A 14,958-nucleotide genomic window follows, 5' to 3' on the forward strand; every position below is an offset into this window, starting at 1 on the left:
TACCCCATGGTGGTGCAACCGCAGATCGGCGACGTCTTCGGCGAACTGTTGCGGGACACGCTCGCGGTCGCGACCGGGATCGGGCCCCGACCGCTGGTCGGTGGGCGGTTGCCCCGTCCGGTCATCGAGGTCATCGAGCGCGACGACGGCCTGATCAACGGTGCTCCGGCCGCCCACTATCTGGACGGGCCGGAGGACTGGCAACCGTACGACCACCGGGCCGTCGACCGGGTCCGGGGCCAGGTGCTCGACATCGGGGTGGGCGCCGGGCGGATCGCGCTGGAGTTGCAGGCCCGTGGGGTGCCGGTGACCGGGCTGGACATCTCGCCCGGCGCGATCCGGGTGGCCCGCAAGCGGGGCGTACGGGGCCTGGTGCTCGGCACGGTGGACGAGTACGCCACCAACACCCACCGGTTCGACACCTTCCTGCTGCTCGGCAACAACCTGGGGCTGATCGAGGGGCGCGACCGCGCGCCGGGGTTCCTCGCCGCGCTGGCCGCGCTCGCGAAACCCGGGGCGGAGATCATCGCGCACGGCACCGACCCGTACGGCACCACCGACCCGGTGCACACCGGCTACCACGAGCGGAACCGGGCTCGGGGCCGGCTCGGCGGCCAGTTGCGGTTGCGGCTGCGCTACCGCGAACTCGGCACGCCCTGGTTCGACTATCTGGTCTGCACCCCGGACGAGCTGGCCGAGCTGGTCCGGGGCAGCGCCTGGCGGCTGGTCGACGTGGACGACGCGGATGCGCCGTACTACCTGGCGACGCTCCGGTTGGTGGGCTGATGGAACCGACGCAGTTGCGCACGATCAGCAAGCGGATGTCCAAGGTGCTGCGGCACGCGCCGGAGAGCGTGGGGCTGACTCTGGACGCCAACGGTTGGGTGCCGGTAGCGGAGCTGCTGGCGGCGCTCTCCCGGCACGGGCGGCCGGTGACCCGGGACGAGCTGGACGCGGTGGTGGCCGGCAACGACAAGCAACGGTTCGCGGTACGCACCGGACCGGACGGGGTGGACCGGGTACGGGCCAGCCAGGGGCACTCGGCCCGGGTGCAGGTGGACCTGGCGCTCATCCCGGTCACCCCACCCGAGCAGCTCTACCACGGCACCGCGGCGGTCAACGTGCCCGCGATCCTGGTCGAAGGGCTCCGGCCGGGGCGCCGGCACCACGTACACCTCTCGGTCGACGTGGCGACGGCGGTGACCGTCGGTCGACGCCGGGGCGGTGCGGTGTCGGTGCTGATGGTCGACGCGGCGAAGTTGGCCGCGCGGGGGCACGACTTCTACCGCAGTGACAACGGGGTGTGGCTCACCGACGCCGTCCCGCCTGACGTCATCCGCCCGCTGGCCGACTGAGCGTCGGTCCGGCAGGTGCCGGCGGGTCGGCGGGGATGCCGGCGGTGAGTACGGCGTACGCCTGCCGGCGCAGGTCGGCCAGGGTTGCGGTGTCGTCGGCCAGCCAGGCGTGCAGTGCGGTGTCCCACGAGGTGACCGCCGCCCCGGCCAGCAGGAGTGGGTACGGGTGCCACGGGGAGAGCCCGGTCCGGGCGGCGACGAACTCGACGATGGTCTGTCGTAGCCGGTGGTTCAGCATCAGGTACATGCTGATCAACGTGGGCTGACGTTCCAACAGGCGCAGTCGTACGCTGATCTGTTTCTGCTCGTCCTCGTCGAGGTCGAGTGCGTTGAGCACCGAGCTGATCGCCTGCAACGGAGTCTCGTCGGGTGGACTCGCGGCGAGTGCCGCGCGCAGGTGGTTGATCCGCTGATGCGCCACGTCGCCGAAGAGGACGTGCTGTTTGGAGGCGAAATAGCGGAAGAAGGTGCGTACCGCGACGTCGGCCTCGGCGGCTATCTCCTCGACCGTGGTGTGTTCGTAGCCCTTCTCGCCGAAGAGCCGTAGTGCGGCCTGTTCCAGCGCCGCCCGGGTCTCCAGCTTCTTGCGCTCCCGACGGTTCGCCGGCGGGTCCGTGTGCGGCTCCCGTCGGTCAGCCGACGGTGCGGTGGCGGCCGGCGGCGCGGTGGGCAGCGCGGACTCCGATGATGTCACCCCCACAGGATGGCATGGCGACTCACGTGTCATCTTCTGCCACATGGCACGGCATGTCAGGTGGCGCGCGATGACGGCACGTCAGCCTCGACGAGCTCACCGAACCCGCCCCCGCCCTCACCTCCTGAGAAGGAAGGGCCCCCTCTTATCGTTTTTTGTATAGGAGGGGGCCCTTCCTAACCGTCACACGGGTGCCGTGGAGCAGTGGCGCAGGGTCAGACCGCGACGGTTGGGGGGAGCGGCGCGGGCGGCAGACCGCCGTCGCCGTCGACCACCTCGTCAGGCGTACCGTCCTCGGTCAGGTCGACCATGGTGATGTCCACCTTGCCGTCGCCGTTGGTGTCGAACTGGAACAGGTCGGCCTTGCCGTCGCCGTCGGTGTCGGCCACCCAGAGGTCGGTACGACCGTCGTTGTTGGTGTCCGCACGGATCAGGTCGACCCGCTCGTCACCACGCGTTTCGACGGTCTCCTGCGGCTCGGTGGTCGGCTGCGACTCGCTCATGGGGGAAGCCCTTTCTCCGGCTGACTGAGGCGGTGCTCGTCCGCAGTACCCAGAACCGCGGCCCCGCATACGCTAGCCGTCGGCGGGGCTGGCCCGGTGCCCTCGATCCGGCCTCGACGCGCGCCTGGCTCCGCAGCCTGTTCAGGGTGGAGCCGGCCGATGACACGAGGGGTTCACCCCTTGCGCTGGCAGGCGTCGAAATTTACCTAATCCCCTTCTTGGTGCCGAATCGCCTCGTTAGTCTGCTCTCTACGCGAAGCTCGCTTTCCGTAAAACGGGGGACTTTATGAGGAAAAAGTTTCTTACTGCCGTCGTTGCCGGCACTCTGATGGCGGTGGGACTCGCCGCACCCGCGCACGCCGAGGAAACCACCGTCACCCTCAACGTCGCTGCCGCAGGTGGCCTCACCATCACGGTTCCGGCCTCGGTGAGTCTCGGCACCGGGGTGGGGGGCACGACGGTCAGCGGGCAACTGGGACCGGTCACCGTGATCGACCAACGAGCCTCGCTCACTCCGAACTGGACGGCCACCGTCATCGCCACCGACTTCACCACCGGTGGCGGCACCCCCGCCGAGACGATTCCCAACATCAACATCACGTACTGGTCCGGTGGGGCCACGGCCACCGCCGGCAGCGGCACCTTCACGCCCGGTCAGGCGTCGGCCGGCGACGCGGTGATCATCAACGTCCCGCGTACGGCGTTCAGCCACACCGGTGGCACCGCCAACAACTTCGCCACCTGGAATCCCACTGTGGCGGTCGCGATTCCCGCCGACGCCGTCGTCGGCGTGTACACCGGGACGGTGACGCATTCGGTCCTCTGACCGCGTCCGGCGGCTGCTGCTGCTGGCGTCCGCCGCCATCCTGGCGTCTGGACCGCACACGGCACCAGCCGTCGCCGTGCGCGGTTCAGCGGATCAGCACGTCGCGGGGAGAGAACACGTCGCGGGGAGAGAACACGTCGCGGGGAGGGGGCCGGACGGCGAGGCGGTGGGGCTGGGAATACAGCTCCTGGAGATTCCCGCCGCGCGGGCGAAGGACCCGCGTGCGCGGGCGTACATCATCGACCACCTCAAGCCCGGAACGACCCTCAGCCGTCGGGTCGAGGTACGCAACACCTCGCCGGAGCCTCAGCAGGTCGATCTCTACGTCGGGGCGGCGACGGTCGAGAGGAACGTCTTCACCGCTGCGGACGGCCGTGGCGGCAACGAACTCAGCGGCTGGGTGAGCCTGGAGTCCAGCAGTGCCGACCTTGAACCTGGTGACCGGAAACAGGTGGAGGTCACCGTCGCCGTACCGGACACCGCCTCGAAGGGCGAGCGGTACGGGGCGGTCTGGGCGCAGATCACCAAACCACCCACGGCGCAGGACAACGTCGGCAAGATCCATCGTGTGGGCATTCGGATGTACCTCGACATCGGGTCGGGCGGCGAACCGCCGACCGACTTCCGGATCGACGGGCTCGCGGTCGGCCTGGGCGGCGGTGAGTGGCCCGTACTCACCGCGCGGGTCCACAACACCGGCGGACGGGCCTTGGACATGGGCGGTTCGGTCTCCCTGACCAGCGAGTCGGGCAGGGTCAGCGCCGGACCGTTCACCGTGGCGAGCGGCGTCACGATCCTCCCCGGAGAGAGCGGCCAGGTCAGCGCACTGATCGACCAACCGCTGTCATCCGGCCGCTGGGATGTCCGGATGACCCTGTTCAGCGGGACCGTCGAACGCACCCTGGAGGGGCGGGTCTCCCTGTCAGGCGCCGTCGCAGCGGCCGAGTCGTCCGGCCCGCGACCGCTTCTGCTCTCCCTCTCCATCGGCGCCGGGCTGGCGTTGTTACTGGTCACGACGGCGTTCGCCGGGTATTTCCTCCGCCGGCGGCGCACTCGTGACACCGCCGGAGCGCTCTGAGTCGGAGTGCTCCGGGGCGGAGCGGCGGCGAGCGGCGGGTGCCGCCGAAGTACGAGCGGAACGCCGGGGCACCAGGTGACCGAGTTGGCGGCTCGGGTCGTACTGCATAGGGTCGCCGCATGAACGAGCGTTTCGTAGTGATCGGGGCCGGGACGATGGGCTTGGGCATCGCCTACGTCGCCGCCACCGCCGGTTACGAGGTGGAGCTGGTCGAGGTCGACCCGGAGCGGGCCGCAACGGCCACTGTCGCCCTGGGGAAGCTGCTGGACCGGGCGGTCGAGCGGGGCAAACTCTCCGCCGAGGAAGCCGCCGCCGGACGTACCCGGCTGGTGCTCCGCCGCGACCTGGCCGAGGTGGCCGACGGACCGGACGTGATCGTGGAGGCGGTGCCCGAACGCCCCGACCTCAAGCGGAGCGTGCTCGCGGCGGCAGCCAAGCGTCACCCCGCCCTGCTCGCCACCAACACGTCGAGCATCGCGATCGCCGAGCTGGCCGACGCGGTTCCGGACCCCGATCGCTTCATCGGGCTGCACTTCTTCAACCCGGTCTGGGCGATGACGCTGATCGAGGTGGTGGTCGGGGAGGCCACCAGCGCGGAGACCACCGCCGCCGCGGTCGCCCTCGCCGGTCGGCTGGGCAAGGACCCCGTCGTCGTACGCGACCTGCCCGGGTTCGCCACCTCGCGGCTCGGGGTCACGCTCGGGTTGGAGGCGATCCGGATGGTCGCCGACGGGGTCGCCGCTGCGGCCGACATCGACAAGGCGATGACGCTCGGCTACCGCCACCCGGTCGGGCCGCTGGAACTCACCGACCTGGTGGGGCTCGACGTACGGCTCGACATCGCCCGCACCCTCCAGGCGGCGTACGGCGACCGGTTCGCCCCGCCGCCGCTGCTGGAGTCGATGCTGGAGCAGGGCCGGCTGGGCAAGAAGTCCGGACACGGTTTCTACCGCTGGGTGAACGGGGTCAAGCAGTGAGCGGCGTCGGACCGGCCGGCCTGCGGATCGAGGAGCGGGACGACCGGTTGGTGGTCACCCTCGACCGGCCGGAGAAGCGCAATGCCATCGACGCGGACCTGGTGGCCGCGTTGCACGAACTCTGCGCCCGGTTGGAACGGGAGCCGAAGCTGCTGCTGCTCACCGGTGGCTCGGAGGGTGTCTTCGCCGCCGGGGCAGACATCGCCCAACTGCGGGAACGAGACCGGATCGACGCCCTGGCCGCGATCAACTCGGCCGTCTTCGCCCGGATCCGGGCGTTGCCGATGCCCACCGTGGCAGCCGTCGACGGGCCGGCGCTGGGCGGCGGAGCCGAGCTGTCGTACGCGTGCGACCTGCGCATCTGTACGGCGCGAGCGTTTTTTGGCCAGCCCGAGGTGCGCCTGGGCATCATCGCCGGGGCGGGCGCCACGCACCGGTTGCCGGCCCTGATCGGCGAGACCCGGGCGAAGGAACTGCTCTACACCGGTCGGCGGATCGACGCCGCCGAGGCGCTGCGGATCGGTCTGGTGAACCGGGTGGTGGACTCCCCGGCCGATCTGCTCGGTGTCGCCCACGAGTTGCTGGACGAGATCGCGAAGGCGTCGCCGCTGGCGGTACGCCTGACCAAGCTGGCGGTCGACGCGCCGGCCGCCGCGCATCCGCAGCTCGACCTGCTCAGCCAGGCGGTGCTCTTCGAGGATCCGGAGAAGCACCGCCGAATGACCGAGTTCCTGGACCGGAAGAACCGCTGACGACCCGTTCGACCCTGCCCGCCGGCCGCCGTCAGCGGCTGGCGTACGGGTTGCTGTCCCCGTCGAGGTAGCCGACCCGGTCGACTCCGCCGTCGAAGTCGACGTCGACCATGACCTGGTCGGCTCGGCCGTCCTCGTCGAGGTCGATGATCGAGTGGTCGGCGCGCCCGTCGTGGTTGACGTCGGTCGCCCAGGTGTCCGCCCGGCCGTCGAGGTCGGTGTCGCGGGCCACGGCGTCGATCAGGCCGTCGGCGTTGGTGTCGGTGGCGACCCGGTCGATCACGCCGTCGGCATTGGTGTCACTGGCGATCTTGTCCACGACGCCATTGTCGTCGTAGTCCCGCAGGGCGGTGTCGAGCGAGCCGTCGTGGTCGCCGTCGATCAGGGTGATCTCGGCGGTGCCGTCGCTGTCGGCGTCCCGCTGCGCCAGATCCACGATGCCGTCGCCGTCGAAGTCGGTGAGCACCTCGGTCGAGCCGTCGGCGTGGTGCTCCACCACCGTTTCCGGCTGGAACCCGACGAGGTCGTAGCCGGGCAGTTCGTCGGGGGTGGCGCTCGGGCCGAGCCCCTGCTCCTCCACGCCGGTCGAGTCGAAGTCGACGTCCTCAATCAGCGGGTTGGTGAAGTCACTCATCGTCTGTCGCCTCTCGGTCAGCTCGCTCGGTGTCAGCGAAACCGTACGGCGACCGGTGCCCCCGGTTGCTCCCGGAAACGTGCCAGACCGCCGCCGACCGACGTCAGTGCCGGATCTGCACCCCGGCACTGTCCAGCGCCTTGATCACCTGAGCGGACTCGCCGAACCCGATGACCAGCACCGCGTCCGCGCCGAACTGCTTGATCTCCTGCGCGCCCGCGCTGAAGTCGACCGGCGGGGAGTCCGGCTTGGCCGGCGGGTCGTAGCTGAGCAGCTTGAGCCGGTCGGCGGCGATCCCGGCCCGCTCCAACTCGGCCCGTACGTTGCCCTGGAGGCCCTCGCCGTACGAGTCCTTCCGGGCCACGATGGCGATCTTCTGCGACCCGTCCCGCATGATGACGTCCGCCAACGCGCGCCCCTGGAGGATGTCCGAGGGGGCGGTGCGGAAGTAACGGCCCTGGTCGTCGATGGTGGTCAGACCGGCGTCGGTGTTCGACGGGGAGAAGAGGACCAGACCGGCCGCGACCACGTCCGGCAGCACCGCACGGGAGACCCCGGAGGCGCCGGCACCGATGATCACGTGTACGCCGGCCGCGACGTGCTCGGCGACGGTCGCCTTTGCCACGTCCGGGTTGGTCCCGTCGTCGCCGTCGACCCAGATTGCCGGTTCGCCGAGAACCCCGCCCGCGTCGTTGATCTCGCGCATGGCGAGTTTCGCGCCGGCGGCCATCGGCGGGTACGCCAGCGAGAGGTCACCGGTCTGCGGCAGCAGCCCACCGATCTTCAGGGGGGAGCCGTCGCGCCGGTCGGTCTTGCCGCCGACCTGCTTTTTCGGCGCTGGCGGCGCCTGGGTGCTCGCCGCCGACTCGTCGCCGGCCCCGACGAACTCGGTCTTCCCCTCGTCGATCTTGGCCTGTTCGCCGAAGTGCATGGTGGCGTAGCTGGCGGTGGAGGGCTCACCGGCTTCGGTGAAGCCGCCCCGATTCAGCGAGACGCCCCGGTACTCGATGTCCGTGCCATTGCGGGCGATCGGCAGGCACGACTTGATCGAGTCGCACCGCTGGCCGCCGGTGGTGACACCGTTGATCTGCTTCGCGATCTCGGCCGGTGCGGTCGAACCGGCAAGCTGCGCGGCGAGCGCGCTCACCGCGATCGCGTCGTAGACCTCGGCCGAGTAGAGGAAGTCGGTCAGTCCCGGGTCCTGTCCGGTGACCCGCTCCTTGAAGTCCTCGGAGAGGGGGGTCAGCGGGATGGTGCCCTTCATGCCGTCCAGTAGCTTGGTCTGCCCGTCGAACTCCTTCACGAAGGAGTTCTGCATGTTGCCGTCGGTGCCGTAGAGGCGCACCGGAGACGCGGCCGGCTGTTCCGCGTCGTCGGACCCGCAGGCGGTGGTGGCGAGCAGAAGCGCGGCGCAGGCGGCGAGACCAGCGTTGCGCGAGCCACGTCGTACGAGCATGACGTCGTCCTTCCTCCCCGAAGGTCCGCTGCGCACACTAGCGTGTCGTTGGCCAACGGTGTGACGGTGGTCGCAATTGGATCTTCCAACCCGCCGGTAATATACGCGGTTTCATCGATTCTGGCTGTTCGTGCTCGTCGGCTTGACCTCGCGGCATACCCTTCCGCACGTGATGGACGTTCCCCGGGACACGCTGGATGACGCCAACGCGGTGCTCCGCTCCGCGCTGGTCGGCGACAGTGACGCGGTGGTCGGCACCTTCGATGCCGTGGTCGACCGGTCCGGTGTGGCGGGGGCCTACGAGGTCGCCTGGTATCTGGCCGCCACGATGGTCGGCGACCAGGTGCCGCGCGGTAGTTGGACGCTGGAGTTCCCGGGCATCGACGAGGCCGGTTACGACGCGCGCTGGGTTGCCCGTTTCGTCAGCGCGTACGCGAACTCCGACATCGACACCGCCGAGGCGCTCTTCGGTGCAGCGCTGACCGACGGTCAACTCCCCGACTGTCTGCTCACCCTCGCCGGTTCCGCCGTGGCGACGCTGCGCCACCGGGCACCCTGACCTGCCCCGGCACAGCGGCACAGCCGCCGGTAATGGGAGCCTGGACGGGTGTTGGAGAAGGTTCGCAAGCTGCTCGCGATGGCCGAGGACCCGGCGTGTACGGCGGCTGAGGCGGAGGCGTTCACCGCCAAGGCCACCGAGTTGATCGCCCGGTACGGCGTCGACCGGGCTCTGCTCGCCGCCCGGGACCCGGCCACCGACCCGGTCGGTGATCGGGTTGTCGACCTGTTGGCACCGTACGCGTTGGACAAGGCGGGGCTGCTCGCGGCGGTCGCGGACGCGCTGCGGTGCCGGGCCGTACGGCGTCGGTCGGAGTCGGGCTTCGCGATGCACCTGTTCGGTTTCGCCAGCGACCTGGAACGGGTCGAACTCCTCTTCACCTCGTTGCTGGTGCAGGCGGCACACGGGCTCGCCGCCACCCCGGTGCCGGAGGGAGACCAACCGGCGGCGTTCCGGCGTTCCTGGCTCGCGGGTTTCGCGTACGCGGTGGCGGAGCGACTGCGTACGGCCGAGTCGGCGGCGGAGGCGGCGGCGGGTACGGACACCTCGACGCGGGACACGTCGGTGGCGCTGGTGCTCGCCGATCGGAGCGGTCAGGTGCAGCGGCGGATGGCCGAGGTCTACCCGAGGCTGCGTACCGCGTCGGCCCGACGACTGGCCGGCGGCGGCGCGGGCCACGGTGCCGAGGCGGGACGTCGCGCCGACCTGGGTGGCACGGGTGTTCACGCTGGCACGACCAGCGAACTGCCGGGCCGATCCGGTTGATCACCGGGCCGGTCGGCTGGTCAGTTGGTGCTGGCCCGGACGGAGGCGGCGTACCGGGAGAGCAGTTCGTGCCAGCCGGCGGTGAGGGCCTCCCGATAGCCCTCGGCGGCTTCGCCGTGCCGGTCGAAGGCACGGTGTTCGAGTTCCACCCGGGTCTGGTCGACGCCGTCGGGCAGGAACCGGACCTCGACCTCGCTGGCGTTGCTCGGGTCGGGGACCGGTAGCCGGTCGGGGGCGATCTGCCAGGTGAAGACGAGCCGGTGGGGCGGCTGCCAGTCCAGGACGCGTCCCCAGTCGGAGCGGAAGCCGTGTGGCCCGATCTCGTACGCCATCCCGCCGGTGTGCGGCTCGAAGCCGATCTCGGCGAGCGCCCCCGGCCCGGACCACGTGTACTCCATCACCCACCAGTCCGCGAGTCCTCCGGTGAAGACGGCGAAGGCGTGTTCGGGCGGGGCGGAGACGCGCAGGGTGCTTCGTAGGGAGTACCTGGTCACGTCCTGGTGGATGTCGGCCGGGTCGGTGGTCTCCTGTCCCATAGGCCCGGACCATACCGGCCCCTGACCCCCGTTGCAGCGTCCATCCGACCAGCGGTTGAATCTCTGCGCCGAGCGCGCGGTCACGCCGTGTCGCCATGGATGTACGACGATCCGATTCCCCCGCCCGGTCTGGCTTGGTCGGTATGGGGCAAGTGCTATGCGGGCCGCGATCCCGAGGCGAATTAGATTAATGGCCATCGATTCATTGGGGAGCCTCTCCGCGACCCGTCGAGTAAGGAGTCCGCGATGGTCAGACGACGCTTCCTCCGCGCCGTGGCGGCAGCCCTGGTGGCGGCCTGTTCCGTGATCGGCGTACAGGCGGTCGGCGGGGCGCCCGCGGTGGCCGACGCCACCATCGCCGTACGCACCGTCTACTACGACGCCAGCCGTGCCGGCGAGTTCACCACCAACTTCACCCAGGCGGCGCAGATCTGGAACAGCCGGGTCAGCAACGTACGCCTGGTCGCCGGCACTCCGGCGAGTGTGGTCATCTACGTCGACAGCGGTTGGCCCCGGGCGTACGTGACCGGACTCGGCTCGGGCCGGGTCTACATGGGATGGCAGGCGGTCAACCAGGGCTACAACCGGACCCGGATCGCCACCCACGAACTCGGGCACATCCTCGGCCTGCCGGACAACCGGACCGGGCTCTGCTCCGACCTCATGTCCGGCAGCAGCGCCCCGGTCTCCTGTGCCAATGCCAACCCGAGTGCGGCCGAGGCGGCCAGGGTCAACTCGCTCTTCGCGGGCAGCCTGGCGACCGTGCAAGCCGATGCCGCGAACCCCAAGGTGTACGTCTGGAACAGCAACTGACCTGGTCAGCCCACCCGGGACGGGGTCGATCGGCGGTGACGCTGGTCGGCCCCGGCCGTCCGCCCGGAGGCGCGCCCGTCCCGGTCAGCGCACGACCCTGCCGGAGTTGTGCCGTCCCACCGCGCTCAGTGCCAGCAGCGGGCCGACGATCATGAACACCATCCAGGTGAGAAAGATCGTCACGAAGCCGATGCCGACGAGGAACAGCGCCACGTTGATCCAGAACAGCACCCAGTACGACACCATCAGCGCGATGCCGGCACCGACCCGTCCGGCGTACATGCTGCCGATCCCGAAGATCCCGAACAGTCCGGGGACGAGTTCCAGTGCGACCGCCGCCCCGGCCGACTTCGCGGGGACCACCGGCACGGCGTACACCGGCTGTCCCGGGTGCGGCATCCCGTACGGCTGCTGCTGCACCGGCAGGTACGGCGACGGCGCTGGCGCGTACTGCTGGGCCGGCGGGTACGGCTGGGTGGGTGGGTGGTGCTGAACCGGCGGATTCGGTTGCGCCGGCGAGGTGGGGGCCGGCAGGTGGTGCTCCACGGGCAGTTCGAACGACCGTGTCGGGGGAAGGTGCGAGGGCGGTGGCGCTGGGTGCGCGCCGCTCGGATCGGCCCACGGGTCCTGCTGCGGGTGCGGATAGCTCATGAGACGCAGTGTGGCTACCGGGCGCTATCTGTCGCTTCGTCCGATCGGCCGTTGGTACGTTGCGCTTCAGCCACGGGCGCTTCGGAGCAGCACGAGACGTCGATGCGTGTACCGTCCGATGTGGCGGCCTTCGCTGGTTGTAGCGGCCGGCGGGGCCGCCGCCCAGACCGCTACCTGGGGGAGCGACCATGCCGCCTGCACCCATTATCGACCCGCGATTTTCGGCACGCCTGGCTGAGCTGCGTCTCGCCCGTGGCCTGTCTCTGCGCGATCTCGCCAGACGTGTCTACTTCAGCAAGAGCTACCTGCATGACTTGGAGACCGGCCGCTGCCGGCCAACGTCCGAGACCGCCCAGCGCCTGGACGACGTACTCGAAGCAGGCGGGGTGCTCGCCGCGCTGGTCGTCGACGCACCAGCCGTAACCACGCCGGACGACGACCAGCGGATCGCGTACGTGATCGACCGGCCCGCCCGGTTGGACGCGGCAGCCGTCCACCATCTCGCCGAGGTACTGGCCGCGCAGCGACGCCTTGACGACGTGCTGGCCGCCCCGGTGATGCTGCCGTGGGCGGTACCTCAGTGGCGTACCGTTCTGGATCTCACCGCACAGGCTCGCGGCCCCCACGCTCCCAAGCTGCAAGCTGTCGCTGCGGAGTGGACCCAGTTCGTTGGTTGGTTGCACGCCGAGGCCCGCAACGACAGCGACGCAATGCAGGTGCTGGGCGAGGCCCTTGACCAAGCTGATGAGATCGACGATGGCCCGCTTGCGGCCCAGGCGGAGAACTTTCGTGGCTACCTTGAGCGCCAACGGGGGAACGCCCGGGGCATCGTTCGGCACTTCCTCGCGGCGTACCACACGCCCGGGGCGACCGCACTGCAACGGGTCGGGGACGCGGTGCAGTCCGCGCACGGCTACGCGCTGCTGGGAGACCAGTCTGCCGCCGGACGCCTGCTGGGTGAGGCGAGCGACCTCACCACCGCCGCCGAGGCCGAGACGCCGCCGGCTACCGCGTACTGGCTGACGCCCACGTTCTCCCGAATGGGCATCGGGCTGGCCTACCTGGCACTCGGTGACACAGTCGCTGCGGAAGACAACCTGCGTGCAGGACTGGATGGCCTGCCAGACGACCAGCGCGGTGCCGAGTGGACAACGGAGTACCGGCAGGCGCTTGCCGGCATCGGCGGCTGAGGGGCTGTCCGACGCTCACCGGACAGGTGCCGGACAGGTAACTCCTGGTGACGATCTTCGTGCGGCCTAACGATAGGGGCAGGCGCGGCGAGGGGCACACACCTACCTCCGCCTGGTGGTGGCCCCACAAGTGGGCCCCTCAGCGCAAACCCGACGAACGCCATCCCGACCTGCGGCAACAGTTCGCGGTTTCCGGTTGCGATCAGCACAAGCGCGAGCAGCCCGTTCAAGCCGAGCAGTACGGCCACATCAACGACGAAGCCGGCCCAGCCACCAGCGCTGAATGCCGCCAGATTCTTGGCCCAGACAGCCAGCATTCCTGGCCTGGGACCGCCGGTCCTGCTCAGGGGTCCGTTCTCCGCTGGCATGGGCCTGTGTTCAGGTCAGGTCGATCCAGTAGCCCAGCTCCACGCGGTCGGCCGGGATCACGATGTCCGCGACCTCGACCACCTGGTCCCCGGCGTACGTCTGCCGGCCGATCGTAACGACCGGGGTACCGCCCGGAATGTGTAGCGTCTCCACTTCGTTCGCCATTGGCATCCGAGACCGCACCCGTTCCCGAATGCCGGTGATTGTCACACCAAGGCTGTGCATCTGCGCGGTGTTCCCGCCGGGCCATGGCTCCCGGTTCGGATCGGCCACCGGTGTGCCAGCCACCATGGCGAGCAGGTAGCACGAGGTGGACATCTGCTGGGCGACACCCTCGGTGTAGAACACGAACCGACGCTCCAGCAGCATCGTCCCGGCCGGCACCCCGAACAGGTCGGCGGTGGCGACGCCAGCAGGCACCTCGTGGAACGTCTTGTCCAGCCGGTAGTCGTTCCACCGGACACCTTGGTCGACGGTGAATGACGTCTCGGGCGACTGGTCGCCACGGATCTGCTCCAGTTCGCGGCGGTACCGCTCGGATCCGAGCCGACGGATGGGCAACACCGGTCGCGCGAAGGTGCCGCGTCCCATCTCAGTGATGGCCAAGCCCTCGGAGCGGAGCAGGGCGATGGCTTCGCGGGCAGTACCGCGTGCCACGCCGAACTCCGCCATGATGCTGGTCTCGGACGGCAGGATGGATCCAGCAGGAATCGCACCGGACATGATCCGGTGACGCAGTTCGTCGGCGACCCGTCGATATCGGGGCCGCTCGTGCGGGGCAGGCACGTTCGTCACCGTACCTTCGATCAACGTGGTTCGGACGGTTGCCCTTCCCGTCCATGCACCTATCTAGACGGGCAGTCTATACGGGTGTAGCTTGCTCTTAGGTGGCCAGCGCAGAGGGTTGTTTTAGGGGTAGGCAACCTGCGCTGGTCACCCTCCCCAGTCGACGGAGGTGGCAGATGTCGATCAACAGCACTCGCCGAAAGTGGTTCCTGGACCCGCCAGACGAGCCGCCAAGCCCAGCCGTTCTGCCCGTAACGCCACGGGTCACGGAGCCGATCAGGCGCAGCGACCGGGAGCCGGTGCCGGGTATGGCGACGGTCGGTCTTTCCCGCCGAAATGGCACCGGGACGCGGTCGGTTCGGCGGAACTCGGGGCGGTGGTCGGCGTGACCAGCGATGCGGTGGAGCAGGTGCGGACGGCGTTGCGGGTGGTCGAGTTGCACAAGACCATGCGGTGTGAGCAGTGCACCGAGGACGGGTGTCCGGCGCTCGCGGCGGCGGAGGGTCTGACCAAGCCGGGTGAGTGGTGAGCGTGCTCCTGCCGCACCAGCGGCTGCGGCTGACCCAGTTGCGGGCGCGGAAGATGGTGCGCCGGCACTGGCCGGTCGGCGGGCGCTGCCAACGCTGTCTGATCGGACGGACCTGCACCGCCTTCGTCCGAGCCTGTGTCGTGCTGGAAGCGATGGGTGACAACTACCAGCCCTACCCGCTGCCCGAGCCGTACGTGATCCGGGAACTGGTCACCCGGTTCCGCAACGACATCGACCGCCCCGTCTTCTGATGAGCCGCAACGACGAACCACTCACCCCGGCCAGCATCTGGTGGTCAGCCGGTATGACCATCACCGGACACACCGGAGGCCGCCGCTGCCCCCAGTGCCGCCCGGACGGGTGTAACCAACTTGCCTGGGCGATCCGGCAACGGGCGGCAGGTAACCCGATCTCACCGGTACCGGTGCTACTGCGAGGTGCGACGCCGTGACCGCGCAGACCGAAACAGATGATCCGTCAGCCTC

At 69.7% G+C, this 14,958-nt stretch carries 19 protein-coding genes; 12 read left to right on the forward strand and 7 right to left on the reverse strand.

Annotated elements, in window-relative coordinates; translation table 11 throughout:
* Positions 1 to 6: 6 nt before the first annotated feature.
* Entirely contained in the window at positions 7 to 786 is a 780-nt protein-coding gene (locus tag ACIBF5_RS04540; protein ID WP_396808037.1) for a class I SAM-dependent methyltransferase, read from the forward strand.
* Entirely contained in the window at positions 786 to 1,355 is a 570-nt protein-coding gene (locus ACIBF5_RS04545) for an RNA 2'-phosphotransferase (RefSeq protein ID WP_396808039.1), read from the forward strand. The genes ACIBF5_RS04540 and ACIBF5_RS04545 overlap by 1 nt, the downstream gene beginning before the upstream one ends.
* Here the strand turns inward: ACIBF5_RS04545 and ACIBF5_RS04550 are convergent.
* Positions 1,333 to 2,049: a TetR family transcriptional regulator gene (locus ACIBF5_RS04550; RefSeq protein WP_396808041.1), complete on the reverse strand. Its 717-nt coding sequence runs from the start codon at positions 2,047 to 2,049 to the stop codon at positions 1,333 to 1,335. The two genes, ACIBF5_RS04545 and ACIBF5_RS04550, sit on opposite strands and share 23 nt — an antisense overlap.
* 215 nt (positions 2,050 to 2,264) lie before the next feature.
* Complete coding sequence (locus ACIBF5_RS04555; RefSeq protein ID WP_121157566.1) at positions 2,265 to 2,552, reverse strand: hypothetical protein; 288 nt, start codon at positions 2,550 to 2,552, stop codon at positions 2,265 to 2,267.
* Between the two features lie 286 nt (positions 2,553 to 2,838).
* Here ACIBF5_RS04555 and ACIBF5_RS04560 point away from each other — a divergent pair, with 286 nt between their 5' ends.
* From ACIBF5_RS04560 to ACIBF5_RS04575, 4 genes are all read left to right on the forward strand, one after another.
* On the forward strand, positions 2,839 to 3,378 hold the full coding sequence (locus ACIBF5_RS04560) for a hypothetical protein (protein WP_396808043.1): 540 nt from the start codon (positions 2,839 to 2,841) through the stop codon (positions 3,376 to 3,378).
* Between the two features lie 166 nt (positions 3,379 to 3,544).
* On the forward strand, positions 3,545 to 4,456 hold the full coding sequence (locus ACIBF5_RS04565) for a hypothetical protein (protein ID WP_396808045.1): 912 nt from the start codon (positions 3,545 to 3,547) through the stop codon (positions 4,454 to 4,456).
* Between the two features lie 119 nt (positions 4,457 to 4,575).
* A complete protein-coding gene (locus ACIBF5_RS04570) occupies positions 4,576 to 5,433 on the forward strand; it encodes a 3-hydroxyacyl-CoA dehydrogenase family protein (RefSeq protein WP_396808047.1) in 858 nt (285 codons plus the stop codon).
* Positions 5,409 to 6,185 carry an enoyl-CoA hydratase/isomerase family protein gene (locus ACIBF5_RS04575; RefSeq protein ID WP_396808290.1) on the forward strand — a complete coding sequence of 259 codons (777 nt, stop codon included), beginning with the start codon at positions 5,409 to 5,411 and terminating at the stop codon, positions 6,183 to 6,185. Before ACIBF5_RS04570 ends, ACIBF5_RS04575 begins: the two co-directional genes overlap by 25 nt.
* Positions 6,186 to 6,216: 31 nt before the next feature.
* Here the strand turns inward: ACIBF5_RS04575 and ACIBF5_RS04580 are convergent, their stop codons facing one another.
* Positions 6,217 to 6,819: a hypothetical protein gene (locus tag ACIBF5_RS04580; protein ID WP_396808049.1), complete on the reverse strand. Its 603-nt coding sequence runs from the start codon at positions 6,817 to 6,819 to the stop codon at positions 6,217 to 6,219.
* Between the two features lie 103 nt (positions 6,820 to 6,922).
* Positions 6,923 to 8,275: an ABC transporter substrate-binding protein gene (locus ACIBF5_RS04585; protein ID WP_396808051.1), complete on the reverse strand. Its 1,353-nt coding sequence runs from the start codon at positions 8,273 to 8,275 to the stop codon at positions 6,923 to 6,925.
* Positions 8,276 to 8,447: 172 nt separating this feature from the next.
* Between ACIBF5_RS04585 and ACIBF5_RS04590 the strand changes: the two genes are divergently transcribed.
* Together ACIBF5_RS04590 and ACIBF5_RS04595 are read left to right on the forward strand one after the other, a co-directional pair.
* On the forward strand, positions 8,448 to 8,834 hold the full coding sequence (locus tag ACIBF5_RS04590) for a hypothetical protein (RefSeq protein WP_396808292.1): 387 nt from the start codon (positions 8,448 to 8,450) through the stop codon (positions 8,832 to 8,834).
* A 48-nt stretch (positions 8,835 to 8,882) separates the two neighbouring features.
* Positions 8,883 to 9,599 carry a DUF2786 domain-containing protein gene (locus tag ACIBF5_RS04595; RefSeq protein WP_396808053.1) on the forward strand — a complete coding sequence of 239 codons (717 nt, stop codon included), beginning with the start codon at positions 8,883 to 8,885 and terminating at the stop codon, positions 9,597 to 9,599.
* 20 nt (positions 9,600 to 9,619) lie between these two features.
* Here ACIBF5_RS04595 and ACIBF5_RS04600 read toward each other — a convergent pair whose 3' ends face one another.
* A complete protein-coding gene (locus ACIBF5_RS04600; RefSeq protein WP_396808055.1) occupies positions 9,620 to 10,135 on the reverse strand; it encodes an SRPBCC family protein in 516 nt (171 codons plus the stop codon).
* Positions 10,136 to 10,381: 246 nt separating this feature from the next.
* Here ACIBF5_RS04600 and ACIBF5_RS04605 point away from each other — a divergent pair, with 246 nt between their 5' ends.
* Positions 10,382 to 10,948: a snapalysin family zinc-dependent metalloprotease gene (locus ACIBF5_RS04605; RefSeq protein WP_396808057.1), complete on the forward strand. Its 567-nt coding sequence runs from the start codon at positions 10,382 to 10,384 to the stop codon at positions 10,946 to 10,948.
* An 84-nt stretch (positions 10,949 to 11,032) separates the two neighbouring features.
* On the opposite strand, the gene ACIBF5_RS04610 is transcribed toward ACIBF5_RS04605, so the two are convergent.
* Positions 11,033 to 11,599 carry a hypothetical protein gene (locus tag ACIBF5_RS04610; protein WP_396808059.1) on the reverse strand — a complete coding sequence of 189 codons (567 nt, stop codon included), beginning with the start codon at positions 11,597 to 11,599 and terminating at the stop codon, positions 11,033 to 11,035.
* Positions 11,600 to 11,787: 188 nt separating this feature from the next.
* Between ACIBF5_RS04610 and ACIBF5_RS04615 the strand changes: the two genes are divergently transcribed.
* Positions 11,788 to 12,789, forward strand: coding sequence for a helix-turn-helix domain-containing protein (locus tag ACIBF5_RS04615; protein WP_396808061.1), 1,002 nt, complete (start codon positions 11,788 to 11,790; stop codon positions 12,787 to 12,789).
* Positions 12,790 to 13,167: 378 nt separating this feature from the next.
* On the opposite strand, the gene ACIBF5_RS04620 is transcribed toward ACIBF5_RS04615, so the two are convergent.
* Positions 13,168 to 13,944 carry a GntR family transcriptional regulator gene (locus ACIBF5_RS04620; protein ID WP_396808063.1) on the reverse strand — a complete coding sequence of 259 codons (777 nt, stop codon included), beginning with the start codon at positions 13,942 to 13,944 and terminating at the stop codon, positions 13,168 to 13,170.
* Between the two features lie 385 nt (positions 13,945 to 14,329).
* On the opposite strand from ACIBF5_RS04620, the gene ACIBF5_RS04625 reads away from it, so the two are divergent.
* Together ACIBF5_RS04625 and ACIBF5_RS04630 are read left to right on the forward strand one after the other, a co-directional pair.
* Positions 14,330 to 14,473 carry a hypothetical protein gene (locus ACIBF5_RS04625; RefSeq protein ID WP_396808065.1) on the forward strand — a complete coding sequence of 48 codons (144 nt, stop codon included), beginning with the start codon at positions 14,330 to 14,332 and terminating at the stop codon, positions 14,471 to 14,473.
* A complete protein-coding gene (locus ACIBF5_RS04630; protein WP_396808067.1) occupies positions 14,470 to 14,724 on the forward strand; it encodes a hypothetical protein in 255 nt (84 codons plus the stop codon). The genes ACIBF5_RS04625 and ACIBF5_RS04630 overlap by 4 nt, the downstream gene beginning before the upstream one ends.
* The last annotated feature ends 234 nt before the right edge of the window (positions 14,725 to 14,958 follow it).

Source organism: Micromonospora sp. NPDC050417 (genome assembly GCF_044458865.1).
In the GTDB taxonomy this organism is placed as follows: domain Bacteria; phylum Actinomycetota; class Actinomycetes; order Mycobacteriales; family Micromonosporaceae; genus Micromonospora_G.